This window comes from Pseudomonas sp. S2_H10, from assembly GCF_054668285.1.
Genome location: NZ_CP162754.1, coordinates 3,450,532 through 3,466,451 on the forward strand (window position 1 = coordinate 3,450,532; position 15,920 = coordinate 3,466,451).

Genomic DNA, 15,920 nt, shown 5'->3' on the forward strand with positions numbered 1-15,920 from the left:
CGGAAATGAAAAACGGCGTGCCGTGGCACGCCGTTTAAGGGTCTTGCGGGAAGCGATTCAGGCCTGAACCGGATCGGCTTCCTTGTGCGCGGTGTGCAGCACTTCGATCAGGCAATCTTCCAGTTCGAAGCGTTCGTGCAACAGGCCACCCAGCTCCTTGAACTTCTCCGCAACGCATTTGCCTTCGTCGCAAAGGTCATTGAACGCCAGCAGCTTTTCAGTGATGACATCGATGCGCGGGTAGATGGTCTCGGCGAGCTCCAGGCCACGCTTGTCGTTGAAGGCCTTGGCCTCCCCCGTCAGTTGCTCGTAGATCTCGAAGTGTCCGGCCGATACATAATCGACCAGCACGCCGCAGAATTCCTGCAAAGGCTTGCGATTCGTGGACAGTGCCTCAGGATCGGCACCGAGCTTGTCGTATGCATCGATCAGTTCTTTGCGCTCCTGCAACCAGCGATCGATCAGCAGGTGCACTCCACCCCAGCGTTCCTGAGCATTCTGACAACTTTCGAGCATGGTGATCTCTCTTCCCTTGTGGGTCAGCTGCTCTATGCCCGCTCGCCTCTTGTAACGTCGGTGGGCGGTCAGGCAGAGCGTCATCGAGCAACATAATTCCAATGACACGTGCGGGCCAGATTATGCCCGCACGACACTGGCTTCAAGGTACGCAGGCGATAAAGTTCATACAAGTGTTTAATCGCCCGCAAAGGCCCGGTGCGACGACTCGCCGCTGAGTGGTCGCTGATAGCTGATCCAGACCAGTCGCAACGGCTGGTAAACCGCCAGAATCATCATCGCGACGAAGTACAGCAGGCTCCACTCGGTGAGGCTCAGATCGAACAGACTCCAGGAAACCTCCACACATTCGCCACCGCCCTTGAACAATTGCTGCAGGACGGATAACCACGCAGAACCGGCGAACAGATCCGCCAGGTGGGTCGAACACACCGCCGCGTGCTCCATTGGCAGGCTTTGCAACAGAACCTGCCGCCACGCCGCGACAGTGCCAGCCAGGCTGCAACCAAGACAGAGCAGCCAATACAGAACGGTGCCTGTGCGACCCGGACCATGGACGGAAGCCATCAGGCAGACAACGGTCAGCAGCGCCAGACAAAAACGCTGCACCTGGCACAAGCCGCAAGGCCGCAGGCCGAGCGCATATTCCAGGTAGTAGGAAACGCCCAACGCCAGGGCACCCGCGATGAAAGCCATGAAGAACAAGGAGCGTGAGCAGGCCAAAGACATGGCTTTTCCGTAAAAGTAGTGACAGACCATTACGGTAGAGGAAAGCGCGACGGCCTTTCAAGGCAAGCGCCCGCGGAGACTTCAGCAGAAGCGTAGGGAAATACCGACGCAGGCGAGAGGATAAAAAGTAGTCCTCTGTAGGACTTTGCCTGCGACGAGACTTGATGACCGAGTTTCAGTAAAAAATCGCGCTGCGGCGAGGACATTTGCTTGCTCGCCGCAGCTCACCACTCAGACGCCGGAGCCTGGCGCCAGCGGATCGGTCAAGCGCTGACCGGCACTGGCAGAGGGGCGGCGAGCAAGCGCTCATCCAACAACCCCAGGCCTTCCTGAAACAGCTGGTTGCTGCGCTCGGTATCGCCCATTTGCGCCAGCAACCGGGCCAGCTCCGCACAGGCTTCCGGATTGCGTTGTACACGCAGGCTGCTTTCCAGATAGTCCCGCGCCTTGCCCCACAAACTGTTTTGCAGGCACAGACGCCCCAGGGTCAACAGCAGGCCCGGATCGGCCGGATGTTCCTTGAGCCAGCCTTCGGCGGCCTGCAACTGGCGGGTCGGATCACTGCCGCGCACCAGTCCGTAGAGACGTGCCAAATGACTGTCGTAGTTGCGCTTGAGTGCGGTGCGCAGGACTTCCTCGGCCTGGACCTGAGCCCCCAATTGCCGCAGTTGCTCGGCATAGGCGAGTATCAGTTGCGGCTCCTGGCGTTGTGCCGAGGTCAATTGTTGCCAGGCACGCTCCAGCGATTGCTGCCCGACCGTGCCGTCCTCTTCCCGTTGCGCCGCCAGGGACAGGTTCGCCCCCCAGGCCCGACGCTCCAGTTCGGCGAGTTCGGTCACCGGCAGGACTTTGTCCTTGCGCAGTTCCGGCAGCAGGCGAATCAATGCCGACCAGTCACCACGCTGCGCAAGCAGGCGCTGCAACTGACGCAAGGTCTGTGCGTTGCGGGGATGGCGTTCATGCATGGCTTGCAGGGTGGCGAGGGCGCCGTCGGTATCACCGCGGTCGGTCTGCAACTGGGCGTGGTTCAAGGCGATCGCCAATTCGGCCTGAGGTTGACGCTCCAGGGCGCGCTCCAGCAAGTTGTCGCTTTCTTCGTAATTGCCCAGTTCGTTTGCGGCACGTGCCGCACCGAGGTAATAAAGCAACGGCTGGCGCTCGGCCTCGGCAGCCCGATGCAAATGACGCTGCGCGCTGGCCCAGCGACCCTCGGCCAGATCCAGCTGACCGTGCTCGATCGCCACCTGCACGCGACGGCTGCGGTTGCGCGTGGACCACGGGTTGACCACACCACTGGACGCCATCACCAATTCGACCAGTGTCTTGATGCCCCAGATCACCAGCCACAGCACAGCCACCAGCGCCAACGTAGCCCACAGGCTCGACTCATAGCGGAAGGTCTTGTAGGCAATCAGCACATACCCGGAATGTTCGGCAATCGCCAGTCCCAGCGCAGCGGTAGCGGCGATCACGAGGAACACGACCACATAGAGGCGTTTCATGGCGTGGCCTCCGGCGCGGTGTTCGCGGCAGGCCTGGCCATTGGCTTGACCGAGTCCTCGGCGTTGACGTTGCGCCGCTCCAGGTACCCCTGCACGGCGCTCAGGGTGCCGGTCATATCCGGCGTGACCACGGTGACCGGTTGCTTGCTCAACTCGGCCACCTGCTCAAGCATGACTTTGCTCTGTGCGTTGTCCGGGTTGAAGTTGCCCTTGAGGATGTCCCGCGCCTCGTCCAGCACCTGCGAGTAAACCGCGGCCTGACCGTTGAGTGCGGCCCATTGTGCCTGCTCCAGCGCCAGGCTCAGGGCCAGGCGTACCTGACTCAGGCTCTGACCGGCGAGCAAAGGGCGAACGTTTTTGTCGGCATTGAAATCGATACGGATGTAGCGCGAAATCTGATCCCACCATTGCGCCCAGCGACTGGCACCGTCGCCATCGGCGGTCAGGCCCAGCAACGAGTCGCCACTGTCCTTGTACTCCGGGGCCAGCTCGGTGAGGCTGGTAACTTGATCGCGCAGTGCGCCCAGACGCAGGAACAGCCCGGTACGATCCGGTTGTTCGGTACTGCGCAAGGCGATCAGGGTCTTGGCCACCTGCTCGCGTGCGGCAAAGGAGCCCGGATCGTTCTGCTCGCGCAGTATCTCGTCGGCGCCCTGGACCAATGCCTGGGCGCTGCTGATGTCCTGCAAGGCAGACAGCCGCAGGCTGGCCAGCCGCAGCAGATGCTCGGCCTCGGCCAGGCGCCAGTCCTTGCGGCTGGCGCCGAGTACGGTTTCCAGACGCTGGTTCAAACGCTGCTGATCACCTTGCAGCTGAATCACCAGGCGACTGCGTGCCTCCAGCTCATCGGCGGCAGGCAACTGGGCCAGGCGTGCGCTCAGGCGTTCCTCATTGAGCTTGAGGCTCTGCGCCTGGTCATTCAACGCCTGGACCTGACTCAACTGCTGCTGATTATTGGCCTGCAGGTGACGCACCTGCCAGACACCCCAACCGCCTACCGCGACACCGGCCGCACCCAGCAACAGCGCGACGATAGCCAGGCCATTGCCTCGACGCTGCTCGGCAGCTGGTGGTGGCGGCTGCGGCATTCCATCAACAGGAGCATCGATAGGTGCATCAAGCACCGGTCGCGATTCATCTTTAGGCAAGGCTGTTTCGCTCACGTATCCATCCTTTGCATTAGAAAACGGGTACGGGTTGCTCCCGTAACGCCGTCAGCAAGGCCGCGGCACTGGCGCCGCGACAATCCACAACTGTTTTGGCCCCGGCGGCACGTGCCAGCTCGGCAACCCTGGGGCTCGGTACAAACAACGGCAGCCGCGCCAACTGCGGCCAGGCATCGCCGGCCAATTGATGCAGGTGCTCAAAACCTTGTCCACTGCTGACCACCAGTCCGTTCAGGCGTTCCGCCTGGATCCGTTGCGGCAGTGCCGCCGGCGGGTAAATCGGCAAGGCCCGGCGGTACAGTTCCAGATACTCGACACTAGCACCAAGCTCACGCAAACGCTCAGCCAGCAACTCGCGCCCGCCCTCTCCGCGCAGGATCAACACTCGCGAGCCGGGTTGGGCGATAGCCTCGCGCAGTCGGGAAAGCTCGAGCAAGGCTTCACTGTCATCGCCTTCTGCCGGGAAGCTCACGTTCAATCCGTGATCCTCAAGGATCTGCGCTGTCGCCGCGCCGACGCTGAACCACTGCACGGCGGGCAGCGCAGGCCAAAACCGCTCGAGCAGTTCGACGCCGATGCGGGCTGCCGGCTTGCTGACCACGATGACGGCGCAGAATTGGTCCAGCGTCTGAATCACCTGGCGCATTGTGTCAGTGGCCGCAATGGGCACGATGTCCAAAAGCGGCAGACTGTTACTGAATATCCCCTGCTCGGCCAAAAGACTGCTTAGCGCCGCCGCCTCTTCGGCGGGACGCGTCAGCAGCAAGCGCCAGCCGGTCACTCGTGGCCAGCCTCGCCATAGACCGCCTTGAGGATGTCGTCGGCACCCTGGCTGAGCAGGTCTTCGGCCACTCGTACGCCGAGCGCCTCGGCATCGCCGCGAGGGGCGCGGGCCTGGGCGCTGAGCAGCAGGCCACCGGCCGGGTCACCCACCAGTCCGCGCAACCAGAGCTGCTCACCTTCCAGCACGGCGAAGCAGGCGATCGGCACCTGGCAACCGCCATTGAGGTGCTTGTTCAGGGCACGTTCGGCGATCACGCGGGTGGCGGTGTCCTGGTGATGCAGGGGCGCCAGCAGTGCATGAATTTCACTGTCGACGCTGCGGCATTCGATTCCCACCGCACCCTGTCCGCCGGCCGGAAGGCTGTCGTCGACACTGATGGCCGATGTGATGCGATCTTCAAAGCCAAGCCGGATCAGGCCGGCGGCGGCGAGGATGATGGCGTCGTATTCACCGGCATCGAGCTTGGCCAGGCGGGTGTTGACGTTGCCGCGCAGGAAGCGGATTTCCAGGTCCGGGCGACGGGTCAGCAATTGTGCCTGGCGGCGCAGGCTGGAGGTGCCGACGATGCTGCCCCGGGGCAACTCATCCAGGCTGGCATAGGTGTTGGAAACGAAGGCATCGCGCGGATCTTCCCGTTCACAGATGCAGAACAGGCCGAGGCCTTCGGGGAAGTCCATCGGCACGTCCTTCATGGAGTGCACGGCGATGTCGGCTTCATTTTCCAATAGCGCGGTTTCAAGTTCCTTGACGAACAGGCCCTTGCCGCCGATTTTCGACAGTGGTGAGTCAAGCAGCTTGTCACCACGACTGACCATGGGGACGAGGCTCACCAGCAGGCCCGGATGAGCGGCTTCAAGGCGGGCTTTGACGTATTCGGCCTGCCACAGGGCGAGTGCGCTTTTGCGGGTGGCGATGCGGATTTCGCGAGAGGACATGGATCAATCCGTACTGAATAGATATGACGGATAATAACAGCTCAGCCAAATCCACTTTGACTTGTATCAGATACTACTCGGCCTCCCTGGCCCCGGATCTCCGGCAATCGGGTGTGAAATCAGCCTGTGCACAGCTTTTTAAAGCTGTTGCATCATCTTGCGCACGCCAGCCACATGGCGCCGGCTGACGATCAGCGCATCACCGTTGAGGCCCTTGAGGAACAACTGAAAATGTCCCAGGGGTGTGCGTTGCAATCGCTCGATACGCTCGCGGGCGACCAGTGCATTGCGATGGATACGCACAAAACGGTCACCGAATTCGTCCTCGAGGGCCTTGAGCGGCTCATCGAGCAGCACTTCACCGCTCTCGTGGCGCAAGGTCACGTATTTGTGGTCGGCAATGAAGTACACCACCTGATCCAGCGGAATCAGCTCGATCCCTTTGCGGGTTCGGGCGCTGATATGGCTGCGCGGGCCGCTGCCGCTTTCGGCGGCAGGGCGGGTCAGGGCGCCGAGCTGGGCACGATTGGGGCGCTCGGCTCTCTTTAATGCGTCATGTAATTGTTCAGTTCTCACAGGTTTCACCAGATAGCCTACGGCGCTGGACTGTAAGGCTTCCACGGCAAATTCATCGGGCCCGGTGCAGAACACCACGGCGGGCGGAGTTTCGCGTTCACATAACCGCGCAGCCACTTGCAGGCCATCCAGGCCGGGCATGCGGATATCAAGCAACACGATATCCGGTTTGTGACTGTCGATCAGTGCCAACGCCTCTTCGCCATTCGTGGCACTAGGCTCCAGGACAGTGTATCCCTCGAGTTCGCCAACCATTCGGCTCAGGCGCTCGCGGGCCAAGGGTTCGTCATCAACGATCAGGACATTCATATTGCGCTGGATTCCTGCGTGAGTCTCGCACAAGGATAGCGTAGACAGGTGAAGTGACGTCCGTCACCGCGATCCACGCTAAGACTAGTCCGAGCGCCAAAAAGTGCCGCTGGTCCGGCGGCTAAATTTTCATTTGCCGGGCGATTGGCGGCCCAGGCCCGCATTGGCGACACATCGCCACAGGGTTTGCTGATACGCAATATGAACACCCCCTCTTCTTATAGTCAGCGGCTGAAGCGAGAAGTGCGCTGATCCTACTGTCCAACTGTAGACGGTTGCCGGGACGATACAGCTCAATCGGAAAATATCGTTCGGCAAAAATGCGCATGCCTTGCACGGGCCCGGGCTCTGCTCCCTCCAAAAAACGTATCGACCAGTGTCAGCGACAGGGTTGGCAACCCTGTTATTATCCGCGCCAGCGTTCCACGCCTTCTTTCTTCAAGCCGATACGAGCGAATTCATGAGCACTGACAAGACCAATCAGTCCTGGGGCGGCCGCTTCAGTGAACCCGTCGACGCCTTCGTCGCCCGCTTCACCGCCTCCGTCACCTTCGACCAGCGCCTGTATCGCCACGACATCATGGGTTCGATCGCCCACGCCACCATGCTGGCCAAGGTCGGCGTACTGACCGATGCCGAGCGCGACAGCATCATCGATGGCCTGAAGACCATCCAGGGTGAAATCGAGGCCGGCCAGTTCGACTGGCGCATCGACCTCGAAGACGTGCACATGAACATCGAGGCACGGCTGACCGACCGCATCGGCGTGACCGGTAAAAAACTGCACACCGGCCGCAGCCGCAACGACCAGGTCGCCACCGACATCCGCCTGTGGTTGCGTGACGAAATCGACCTGATCCTGGCCGAAATCACTCGCTTGCAAAAAGGCCTGCTGGAACAGGCCGAGCGCGAAGCCGCCAGCATCATGCCGGGCTTCACCCACCTGCAGACCGCCCAGCCGGTGACCTTCGGGCACCACATGCTGGCCTGGTTCGAAATGCTCAGCCGCGACTACGAGCGCCTGGTCGACTGCCGCAAGCGCACCAACCGCATGCCGCTGGGCAGCGCTGCACTGGCCGGCACCACGTACCCAATCGATCGTGAATACACCGCCCAACTGCTGGGTTTCGACGCGGTTGGCGGCAATTCGCTGGATAACGTCTCCGATCGCGATTTCGCCATCGAATTCTGCTCGGCGGCCAGCATCGCGATGATGCACCTGTCGCGCTTCTCCGAAGAGCTGGTGCTGTGGACCAGCGCGCAATTCCAGTTCATCGACCTGCCAGACCGCTTCTGCACCGGCAGCTCGATCATGCCGCAAAAGAAAAACCCGGACGTGCCGGAGCTGGTGCGTGGCAAAACCGGTCGCGTATTCGGTGCGCTGATGGGCCTGTTGACCCTGATGAAAGGCCAGCCCCTGGCCTACAACAAGGACAACCAGGAAGACAAGGAACCGCTGTTCGACGCCGCCGACACCCTGCGCGACTCGCTGCGGGCCTTCGCCGACATGGTGCCGGCGATCAAGCCCAAGCACGCAATGATGCGCGAAGCGGCCCTGCGCGGCTTCTCCACCGCCACCGACCTGGCCGACTACCTGGTGCGTCGCGGCCTGCCATTCCGTGATTGCCACGAAATCGTCGGTCATGCCGTGAAGTACGGCGTGGACAGCGGCAAGGACCTGGCGGAAATGAGCCTGGAAGAACTGCGCAAGTTCAGCGACCAGATCGATCAGGACGTGTTCGCCGTACTGACCCTCGAAGGTTCGGTCAATGCCCGCAACCACATCGGCGGCACCGCACCGGCTCAGGTGAAGGCTGCCGTGGTGCGCGGCCAGGCGTTGCTCGCCAGCCGCTAAAAGCTTCGCGAGCAGGCTCGCTCCCACATTGATCGTGTTTACACATCGAACTCTGTGGGAGCGGGCTTGCCCGCGATGACTGACTTCAAAACCCCACAGAACTACTTCTTGGCCGCGATCATCGCCATGAACGCCGGCATCGCTGCTTCCTTGTCCGCCGCAATTCGCTGCACGTTCGGGTTTTGCTCCAACAGCGCCAGCAAGGCCTTGGCCGCCGGCAGCTCGGCCAGCAGATCAATGCCAAAGAGTTTCTTCGCGACCCCACACGCCAACGGCACGCTGTACAGGAAATACAGGTCCGCCACGCTCAGGCTGTCGCCAGCCACGTAAGGACTGAATTTGCCGTGCCGGCCCAGCGCCGCTATCCCCAGCAACAGTTCGGCCTTGGTCTTCTCCTTGATTGCATCCGGCACGGTCACGCCAAAGAACGCTTCGCCGTAACTGGCGCGCCCTGGCAATTCGATGTACAGCTCGATTTCCTTGGCCAGTGCCAGCACCTGCGCGCGCTCGAACGGATCGCTCGGCAGCAATGGCGTGCCGCTCTGGCTTTGCTCGATGTATTCGAGGATGACGCTGGTTTCATTGATGAAACCCTGCTCTACCTGCAGGACCGGGACTTTTCCGCGAGGGCTGATCGCCAGTGCCTCGGGGCTGCTGCCGGCGTAAAACGGTACCTCTTCGAAGGGCAGCCCTTTTTCCAGCAGCGCCAGCTTGACCATGTTGTAGTAGTTACTGACGGAGAATCCATAAAGCTTGATCATCACAAAGCCTCCAGGCCGTGCGGGGTGGGCAGTGCCTGTTTATAGAACGCCGCCGGGATTCTTGCCAGCAGCATCACGCCGCTGAATGCAGGTAAACTGGCCGCCTTTCCCTGAGGAGCCTGCCATGAGCGAGCCAACCGATATCGACAACGACGAAGAAGAGTTCGCCGAAAGTACCCTGATCCAGGCCATCGAAAACCAGATCGAAAGCGACAACCCGCCAGCGGCCAAGGCGACGTTCAACAAGCTGACGCTGGTGGGTTACGAGCGCGAAGAAATCCTCAACCTGATGGCCCACGTTTTGGCGGTAGAAATCGACGCGATCCTCGAAGAAGACCGCGCGTTCAATACCGAATGGTATGAAGCCGCACTGCGCGCATTGCCCGAGTTGCCGCCGGAAAAGCAATAAGCCCACGCCCCCTGTAGGAGCGAGCCTGCTCGCGAAAAACCCGAGAGCGCCGCGGGGCATCAGGTTTCCAGCGTTATCGTTGACGACCTTCGCGAGCAGGCTCGCTCCTACAGAGGTAAAAAACCCTGTCGCGAGCACTGGACATGCCGCGCAAGCGGGTTCACCTTAGGGACGCTGTCGTCCAATTCCTAGAAAGTCTGGAGTCCTTATGTCGCTTACCCCTGAGTTGGTTGCCGAACTGGAAGTCCTCGCACTCTTCAACCTGGACAGTTCCCAGGAAGGTCTGAAAATTCATCAGACCGCTGCCCCGAAACACATTGCCGCCGCCAAACGTCTCTTTGAAAAAGAACTGACCGACCAGCCTGATGGCGGTTACCTGACCAGCCTGGGTCGTGACGCCGCGCAAAATGTGCAAACCGTGCTGACCATTCTTAACGCCGAAGTAACAGCCTGAATTCTGCCGTGTCGCCCACGGAGACCCCGATCCAGGGATTTCCGCGGGCACATACCCTGATGCCTGTCTCCAGCCGTTGGAAACCTGACGCCAGAAAAACAAATTCAGCTTAAAAGTCCTCGCCTCAAGGCGCTAAACTGCCCCTCATCCGAAGAGCCCCACGTCCGAGCCCTGCGAGCCGGTTTGAGCTGACATGACGCGCACCCATGAAATCCGCCCTGATCTGGACGAAGGAATCGACCGCAAGGTACTCAGCCAGCTGCGCGCACGCTTTCTGAAACTCAACGAAGGACGCATGGCTCGCGCCATGGAAGGCTTGTCGACCCGCCAGCAAGGAGTCCTGACCTTGCTGCCGCTGTTTTTCCACGTCAATCATCCGCTGTTGCCCGGCTATGTTTCCGGCAGTACGCCGGCGGGGCTGTCAAATTTCGAGCCGGATGCCAATGTACTCGCTGAAGCCCAGCGCCTGACCCGTTCGTTTTCCTACAAACCGCGCCACGGCAGCAACCCGCCCCGGCCGATTCACGGACTGTTCCTGATGGGCAGCCTCGGCACTCTGGCCCAGGCCGACCAGAGCGACATGGATGTGTGGGTGTGCCATGGACCGGACCTGACCGAGAACGAACTCGCCGAACTGCGCAAAAAATGCCAGCTGCTGGAAACCTGGGCTGCCAGCCAGGGTGCCGAGGCGCATTTTTTCCTGATCGACCCGAGCCGTTTCGTCCGTGGCGAACGCGATACCCAACTGAGCTCGGAAGATTGCGGCACCACCCAGCACTACCTGTTGCTGGACGAGTTTTACCGCACCGCGATCTGGCTCGCCGGGCGCACGCCGATCTGGTGGCTGGTGCCGGTCTACGAGGAAGCGAGCTACGACCGCTACACCCATACCCTGATTTCCAAACGCTTCATCCGCGCCGACGAAACCCTCGACCTCGGCAACCTGGCCTTCATTCCGCCCGGAGAATTCATCGGAGCCGGGCTCTGGCAGCTGTTCAAGGGCATCGAGTCGCCCTACAAGTCGGTGCTCAAGCTGTTGCTGACCGAGGTTTACGCCAGCGAACACCCCAGGGTCCATTGCCTGAGCCTGCGCTTCAAGCAGGCGGTGTTCGCCAACCGCCTCGACCTCGACGAGCTGGACCCGTACGTCGTGGTGTACCGGCGCATCGAGGAATACCTGGTCGCCCGCAACGAACCGGAACGACTGGAACTGGTGCGTCGCGCGCTGTACCTGAAGGTCAATCGCAAACTGACCGGCAACAGTCGCACCCAGAGCTGGCAACGTTCATTGCTTGAGCGCCTGGCCCACGAATGGCACTGGGACCAGCGCCAACTGGCCCTGCTCGACAGCCGCAGCCAGTGGAAGGTCCGTCAGGTCAGCTCCGAGCGGCGGGCACTGGTCAACGAGCTGAACTACAGCTACCGCTTTCTCACACAGTTTGCCCGTCACGAACAAACCGTCAGCCGCATCAACAAGCGTGACCTGAGCGTCCTCGGCCGTCGGCTGTACGCCGCCTTCGAGCGCAAGGCCGGCAAAGTCGAGTTCATCAACCCCGGTATCGCTCCGGACCTGGCCGAAGACACCCTGACGGTGGTGCACGCGCCGAACAAGAAAGAACCGGGGCAAGGCCAATGGGGTTTGTATAACGGCAGCCTGACGGCGCTGGAGTGGGAGCATTTCGCGCCGATCAAACGCAGCCGTCACTTGCTGGAACTGCTGACCTGGTGCCACCGCAATGGCGTGATCGACAGCAGTACCCGCCTGGCCTTGCACCCCGGCACCAGCGACTTGAGCGAATTCGAGCTGTTCAACCTGCTCGGCAGCCTGCAACAGACCATTGCCCTGCCCTTGCCCACCGTCGCCGAAGAGCCTCTGTTGCGCGCCAGCGTTCCGAGTGAAGTGCTGATCCTGGTGAATGTCGGCATCGATCCGCTCAAGCACCATCGTGACCTGAACATCCTCATGACCACCGAGCGCACCGACTCCCTGAGCTACGCCGGCGTCCGGGAAAATCTGGTGCTGACCCTGGACCAGGTCACGCTCAATAGCTGGAACGAAGTGCTGGTCGCTCGCTATGACGGCCCCCACGCTCTGCTCGACTGCATCCGCGACTATCTCAACAACCTGCCGGCCGGACCGCAACAGCCGAAGCTGCGGGTGCGCTGTTTCTGCCACAACCGCGCGCAGTTCATCGCCCAGCGCGTGGAAGACATCCTCGATACCGCGCAGAACCTGCTGCTGAGCCGGCTCAATCACCGCTACCTGATCCAGGTCCAGCAGCACTACCACGTGCTCGAGCTGGTGCCGGGCCAGGTCCAGCACATCGCGCTGGCCAACTTGCCGGCGCTGATCGATTACCTGGGCGCGGAAATGGCCAGCTACAGCCCGCTTCACCTGGACCCCAATGCACTGCAAGAGCACGACCTTGCGCTGTTTCTGCCGACGGGCCAGCCGGACTGCATTCAAGTGTTCTATCGGGTCAACGAGAATCAGGCTGATCTGTACGTGCTCGATGAGTTCAATGCCCTGTGGCAGCAACGCCTGCCCTGGCACGACGAGCAAAGCCTGCTGGTGCCGCTGCAGCGCTTCCTGCAATCGATTCAGTACCGTCGCGATGCCCTGTTGCCGATGGACGCAGCCCATCCCTTGAACCTCGACATCCTGTATAGCCAGTTGCTGCCGTCAGGTCCTGGCCGGGCGCGTCGCATCGAGGCCCGACCGGTACCGCAGACACCGGTGAACAAACCGTTCTACGACGTGCAGGCGATCGTCGGCAAAGCCGCACCGGGTCAGGTGCAGGTCACGTTGTATTGCAATCAACGGGAGTTTTCCGAGTTGGAGCATGGCGACCAGCTGTTCAGCGTGGTCGCCCGGGAAATCGTCGGGCAGCGCCGGGAAACCGAACGCTATCGCTGCTACATCACCGATCTCGACCTGTCAGGCCTGCTCGGTGAAGGGCAGAGTTCGACCCATCTGTATCTGCGTTACAAAGCTGACCTGGAGCAGGCATTGAACGAGGCGCTCGATCAGGTCTGAAGGGATGTCACTCGGGGAACGCGCCGCCATTGGCCGGCTGCGATTCGACTTCCAGCAGCGTCAGTTTCAGGGTCTTGCCGCCCGGAGCCGGCCAGTCGATATGCTGGCCAACCTTCAGGCCGAGCAACGCGCTGCCCACCGGTGCCAGGATCGAGACCTTGCCTTCGTCGGCATTCGCATCCTTGGGGTACACCAGGGTCAGGTGGTAGTCCTTGCCACTGCCTTCTTCGCGGCAATGCACGCGGGAATTCATGGTCACGACATCCGCCGGCACTTCATCGTGACCGACCACTGTATCGGCGCGATCCAGCTCGGTTTGCAACGCGATAACGCCCGGCAACGTGTCGTCCAGGCTGTCGATCAGGCGCTCCAGGCGCTGGACGTCCAGACGGGTAAGGGTGATGGAAGGTGCGGTCATGATCTGGGCAGACTCCTTTCTTCTGCACGAAAAAAGCAAAACCCCGCCAGAAAAAGGCGGGGTTTTCATAAACCTCGATGGGTTGAGGCGTTTCCGGACACTATCACAGCTCAAAAAATATACAAGCTGGGCGATACAGCTTCCGCGCGGCCTTTATGCCAAGGATTTGCGGTGAGCAGCCTCGGCGCAAATCACCCGTCGACGCTGATCATCGGCCGAGCGCCATTCGCGGATGTCTTCGACATGGCGAAAGCAGCCCAGGCAGACTTTCTGCTCGTCCAGCCGGCATACACCGCTGCACGGCGACGGCACTGCGGGGCTGACATTGCTGTATAGCGGCTTTGGCGCACGGACCGGAACGGGTTGAGTCACAGACTTACAGACCTTCGAAATCCAGTTCGACACCGGCCTGTTGCTGGACGATGCGCTCAAGCATTTCACCCAGTTGCTCTTCACTCTTGTCGCACATCCAGCGCTCGCTTTCTTCGTCGTAGTCGAAGTGGAAACCACCGGACACCGCCGCCAGCCACAGCTGACGCAGAGGTTCCTGGCGACTGAAGATCAACTGGCTGCCGTTCTCGAACTTGACGGTCAGCACACCGGCCGAGCTTTCGAGGTCGATGTCCAGGTCGCTGTCGTCAAAGATGTCCTCCAGGGTTTGCTGGGTGGCATCGACCAGGTCGTGGAAACGCGCTTCGGACAAACTCATTACGGCAACCTCAAAAAGTGTCTGATCAGGCTCAAGCGCCGCAAGATACGACCGAGCCCCGTCGATTGCAAAGGATAACGACCAAGGACCGTAATCAACAGGCCTGGCACTGCAACGGTGGGAGCGGGCTTGCCCGCGATGGGGCCGGCACATTCAACATCATTGTCGACTGAACCACCGCTATCGCGGGCAAGCCCGCTCCCACAGGGTTCGATGTGCTTGCGGCCAACCCCCGCCGGACGGGCGGTCCGTTGCATAGGCAAGCTGCCGGGTGGCCGGTATACTCTGGCGCAATTAATGCATTTTCAAGGATTTCGCCATGAAGCGCCTGATCTCTTCCCTTGCTGCGCTCCTCGCGGTTGCCTGCCTTGTGTCGGCCTGCGGTCAAAAAGGCCCGCTGTACCTGCCCGATGAAGACCAGGACCCTGTCGAGCAAGCCAAGTCGTCGCAGCAACAGCCTGCCTCCAAAGCACACAAGCACGACGTCTACCAATAATAAGGGAACCTCATGGACGCTTTTAACTACCGTGACGGTGAACTGTTCGCGGAAGGTGTTGCCCTGTCTGCCATCGCCGAGCGCTTTGGTACACCCACCTACGTTTACTCCCGTGCACACATCGAAGCCCAGTACCTGGCTTACGCCGATGCACTGGTCGGCACGCCGCACCTGGTGTGCTTCGCGGTCAAGGCCAACTCCAACCTGGGCGTACTGAATGTCCTGGCGCGTCTGGGCGCCGGTTTCGACATCGTCTCCCGTGGCGAGCTGGAACGTGTACTGGCCGCTGGCGGCAGCGCCGACAAGATCGTGTTCTCCGGTGTCGGCAAGACCCGTGACGACATGCGTCGCGCCCTGGAAGTCGGCGTGCACTGCTTCAACGTCGAATCCACCGACGAGCTGGAACGCCTGCAAGTGGTCGCCGCCGAACTGGGCGTTCGCGCGCCGATTTCGCTGCGTGTGAACCCGGACGTCGATGCCGGCACCCACCCGTACATTTCTACCGGTCTCAAAGAGAACAAGTTCGGCATCGCCATCGCCGACGCCGAAGACGTTTACGTGCGCGCCGCGCAGCTGCCGAACCTGGAAGTGGTCGGCGTCGATTGCCACATCGGTTCGCAACTGACCACCCTTCCACCGTTCATTGACGCCCTCGACCGCCTGCTGGGCCTGGTCGACCGCCTCGGCGATTGCGGCATCTACCTGCGCCACATCGATCTCGGTGGTGGCCTGGGCGTGCGCTACAAGGACGAGGAGCCGCCATTGGCTGCCGACTACATCAAGGCCGTGCGCGAGCGTCTCGACGGTCGTGACCTGGCGCTGGTGTTCGAGCCGGGCCGCTTCATCGTGGCCAACGCCGGCGTACTGCTGACGCAGGTCGAATACCTCAAGCACACCGAGCACAAAGACTTCGCCATCGTCGACGCCGCCATGAACGACCTGATCCGCCCGGCGCTGTACCAGGCCTGGATGGACGTCACGGCCGTGCGCCCGCGCCAATCCGCGGCCCGCGCCTACGACATCGTCGGCCCGATCTGCGAGACCGGCGATTTCCTGGCCAAGGATCGTCAGCTGGCGCTGGAAGAAGGCGACCTGCTGGCCGTGCATTCGGCCGGTGCCTACGGGTTTGTCATGAGTTCCAACTACAACACCCGCGGTCGTACCGCCGAAGTGTTGGTGGACGGTGATCAGGCATTTGAAGTGCGTCGCCGTGAAACGGTAGCCGAGTTGTTTGCTGGCGAAAGCCTGCTGCCGGAGTAAAACC

17 protein-coding genes are annotated in these 15,920 nt (G+C 61.3%); 6 read left to right on the forward strand and 11 right to left on the reverse strand.

All coding sequences use genetic code 11. The features are described 5' to 3' along the window. Window positions 1–57: 57 nt before the first annotated feature. The 7 genes from rsd to AB4O16_RS15505 form a co-directional block, all read right to left on the reverse strand. A complete protein-coding gene (gene rsd / locus AB4O16_RS15475) occupies window positions 58–516 on the reverse strand; it encodes a sigma D regulator (RefSeq protein WP_160390872.1) in 459 nt (152 codons plus the stop codon). A gap of 177 nt (window positions 517–693) precedes the next feature. Next, the gene (locus tag AB4O16_RS15480; protein ID WP_160390873.1) at window positions 694–1,245 is read right to left on the reverse strand and encodes a disulfide bond formation protein B; all 552 of its coding nucleotides are present in this window, start codon (window positions 1,243–1,245) and stop codon (window positions 694–696) included. Between the two features lie 263 nt (window positions 1,246–1,508). Then, window positions 1,509–2,747, reverse strand: a complete 1,239-nt coding sequence (locus AB4O16_RS15485; RefSeq protein ID WP_160390874.1) for a heme biosynthesis protein HemY — start codon at window positions 2,745–2,747, stop codon at window positions 1,509–1,511. Beyond that, a complete protein-coding gene (locus AB4O16_RS15490) occupies window positions 2,744–3,910 on the reverse strand; it encodes a uroporphyrinogen-III C-methyltransferase (RefSeq protein ID WP_160390875.1) in 1,167 nt (388 codons plus the stop codon). The genes AB4O16_RS15485 and AB4O16_RS15490 overlap by 4 nt, the downstream gene beginning before the upstream one ends. Window positions 3,911–3,926: 16 nt before the next feature. Then, window positions 3,927–4,694 (reverse strand): uroporphyrinogen-III synthase, encoded by a 768-nt coding sequence (locus AB4O16_RS15495; protein WP_160390876.1) that lies wholly within the window; start codon window positions 4,692–4,694, stop codon window positions 3,927–3,929. After that, window positions 4,691–5,632 (reverse strand): hydroxymethylbilane synthase, encoded by a 942-nt coding sequence (gene hemC / locus AB4O16_RS15500; RefSeq protein ID WP_160390877.1) that lies wholly within the window; start codon window positions 5,630–5,632, stop codon window positions 4,691–4,693. Before hemC ends, AB4O16_RS15495 begins: the two co-directional genes overlap by 4 nt. 138 nt (window positions 5,633–5,770) lie before the next feature. Then, window positions 5,771–6,517, reverse strand: coding sequence for a LytR/AlgR family response regulator transcription factor (locus AB4O16_RS15505; RefSeq protein ID WP_150716249.1), 747 nt, complete (start codon window positions 6,515–6,517; stop codon window positions 5,771–5,773). Between the two features lie 460 nt (window positions 6,518–6,977). Between AB4O16_RS15505 and argH the strand changes: the two genes are divergently transcribed. Beyond that, window positions 6,978–8,372, forward strand: a complete 1,395-nt coding sequence (gene argH / locus AB4O16_RS15510) for an argininosuccinate lyase (RefSeq protein WP_007992239.1) — start codon at window positions 6,978–6,980, stop codon at window positions 8,370–8,372. Between the two features lie 101 nt (window positions 8,373–8,473). Here argH and AB4O16_RS15515 read toward each other — a convergent pair whose 3' ends face one another. After that, window positions 8,474–9,133, reverse strand: coding sequence for a glutathione S-transferase family protein (locus tag AB4O16_RS15515; protein WP_160390878.1), 660 nt, complete (start codon window positions 9,131–9,133; stop codon window positions 8,474–8,476). A gap of 124 nt (window positions 9,134–9,257) precedes the next feature. On the opposite strand from AB4O16_RS15515, the gene AB4O16_RS15520 reads away from it, so the two are divergent. The 3 genes from AB4O16_RS15520 (at window position 9,258) to AB4O16_RS15530 (ending at window position 13,033) form a co-directional block, all read left to right on the forward strand. Continuing rightward, window positions 9,258–9,542 (forward strand): hypothetical protein, encoded by a 285-nt coding sequence (locus tag AB4O16_RS15520; RefSeq protein ID WP_046039010.1) that lies wholly within the window; start codon window positions 9,258–9,260, stop codon window positions 9,540–9,542. A gap of 208 nt (window positions 9,543–9,750) precedes the next feature. Continuing rightward, window positions 9,751–9,996: a TIGR02647 family protein gene (locus AB4O16_RS15525; RefSeq protein WP_057712785.1), complete on the forward strand. Its 246-nt coding sequence runs from the start codon at window positions 9,751–9,753 to the stop codon at window positions 9,994–9,996. Between the two features lie 193 nt (window positions 9,997–10,189). Then, window positions 10,190–13,033, forward strand: a complete 2,844-nt coding sequence (locus AB4O16_RS15530; protein ID WP_460155274.1) for a class I adenylate cyclase — start codon at window positions 10,190–10,192, stop codon at window positions 13,031–13,033. A gap of 7 nt (window positions 13,034–13,040) precedes the next feature. On the opposite strand, the gene rnk is transcribed toward AB4O16_RS15530, so the two are convergent. The 3 genes from rnk to cyaY form a co-directional block, all read right to left on the reverse strand. Then, complete coding sequence (gene rnk, locus AB4O16_RS15535) at window positions 13,041–13,451, reverse strand: nucleoside diphosphate kinase regulator (RefSeq protein ID WP_007980800.1); 411 nt, start codon at window positions 13,449–13,451, stop codon at window positions 13,041–13,043. A gap of 153 nt (window positions 13,452–13,604) precedes the next feature. Next, on the reverse strand, window positions 13,605–13,823 hold the full coding sequence (locus AB4O16_RS15540; protein WP_160390880.1) for a DUF1289 domain-containing protein: 219 nt from the start codon (window positions 13,821–13,823) through the stop codon (window positions 13,605–13,607). A 4-nt stretch (window positions 13,824–13,827) separates the two neighbouring features. Then, a complete protein-coding gene (cyaY, locus tag AB4O16_RS15545) occupies window positions 13,828–14,160 on the reverse strand; it encodes an iron donor protein CyaY (protein ID WP_007980802.1) in 333 nt (110 codons plus the stop codon). A 319-nt stretch (window positions 14,161–14,479) separates the two neighbouring features. Here cyaY and lptM point away from each other — a divergent pair, with 319 nt between their 5' ends. Both lptM and lysA read left to right on the forward strand, forming a co-directional pair. Beyond that, window positions 14,480–14,656 (forward strand): LPS translocon maturation chaperone LptM, encoded by a 177-nt coding sequence (gene lptM / locus AB4O16_RS15550; RefSeq protein ID WP_007980804.1) that lies wholly within the window; start codon window positions 14,480–14,482, stop codon window positions 14,654–14,656. A gap of 12 nt (window positions 14,657–14,668) precedes the next feature. Next, the gene (lysA, locus tag AB4O16_RS15555; RefSeq protein WP_218473149.1) at window positions 14,669–15,916 is read left to right on the forward strand and encodes a diaminopimelate decarboxylase; all 1,248 of its coding nucleotides are present in this window, start codon (window positions 14,669–14,671) and stop codon (window positions 15,914–15,916) included. The last annotated feature ends 4 nt before the right edge of the window (window positions 15,917–15,920 follow it).

Bases quoted from the DNA above. Each gene is read 5' to 3' on its own strand.
- rsd (WP_160390872.1), bottom strand. From the start codon at position 516: ATGCTCGAAAGTTGTCAGAATGCTCAGGAACGCTGGGGTGGAGTGCAC.
- AB4O16_RS15480 (WP_160390873.1), bottom strand. From the start codon at position 1,245: ATGTCTTTGGCCTGCTCACGCTCCTTGTTCTTCATGGCTTTCATCGCG.
- AB4O16_RS15485 (WP_160390874.1), bottom strand. From the start codon at position 2,747: ATGAAACGCCTCTATGTGGTCGTGTTCCTCGTGATCGCCGCTACCGCT.
- hemC (WP_160390877.1), bottom strand. From the start codon at position 5,632: ATGTCCTCTCGCGAAATCCGCATCGCCACCCGCAAAAGCGCACTCGCC.
- AB4O16_RS15505 (WP_150716249.1), bottom strand. From the start codon at position 6,517: ATGAATGTCCTGATCGTTGATGACGAACCCTTGGCCCGCGAGCGCCTG.
- argH (WP_007992239.1), top strand. From the start codon at position 6,978: ATGAGCACTGACAAGACCAATCAGTCCTGGGGCGGCCGCTTCAGTGAA.
- AB4O16_RS15515 (WP_160390878.1), bottom strand. From the start codon at position 9,133: ATGATCAAGCTTTATGGATTCTCCGTCAGTAACTACTACAACATGGTC.
- AB4O16_RS15520 (WP_046039010.1), top strand. From the start codon at position 9,258: ATGAGCGAGCCAACCGATATCGACAACGACGAAGAAGAGTTCGCCGAA.
- AB4O16_RS15525 (WP_057712785.1), top strand. From the start codon at position 9,751: ATGTCGCTTACCCCTGAGTTGGTTGCCGAACTGGAAGTCCTCGCACTC.
- AB4O16_RS15530 (WP_460155274.1), top strand. From the start codon at position 10,190: ATGACGCGCACCCATGAAATCCGCCCTGATCTGGACGAAGGAATCGAC.
- rnk (WP_007980800.1), bottom strand. From the start codon at position 13,451: ATGACCGCACCTTCCATCACCCTTACCCGTCTGGACGTCCAGCGCCTG.
- cyaY (WP_007980802.1), bottom strand. From the start codon at position 14,160: ATGAGTTTGTCCGAAGCGCGTTTCCACGACCTGGTCGATGCCACCCAG.
- lptM (WP_007980804.1), top strand. From the start codon at position 14,480: ATGAAGCGCCTGATCTCTTCCCTTGCTGCGCTCCTCGCGGTTGCCTGC.
- lysA (WP_218473149.1), top strand. From the start codon at position 14,669: ATGGACGCTTTTAACTACCGTGACGGTGAACTGTTCGCGGAAGGTGTT.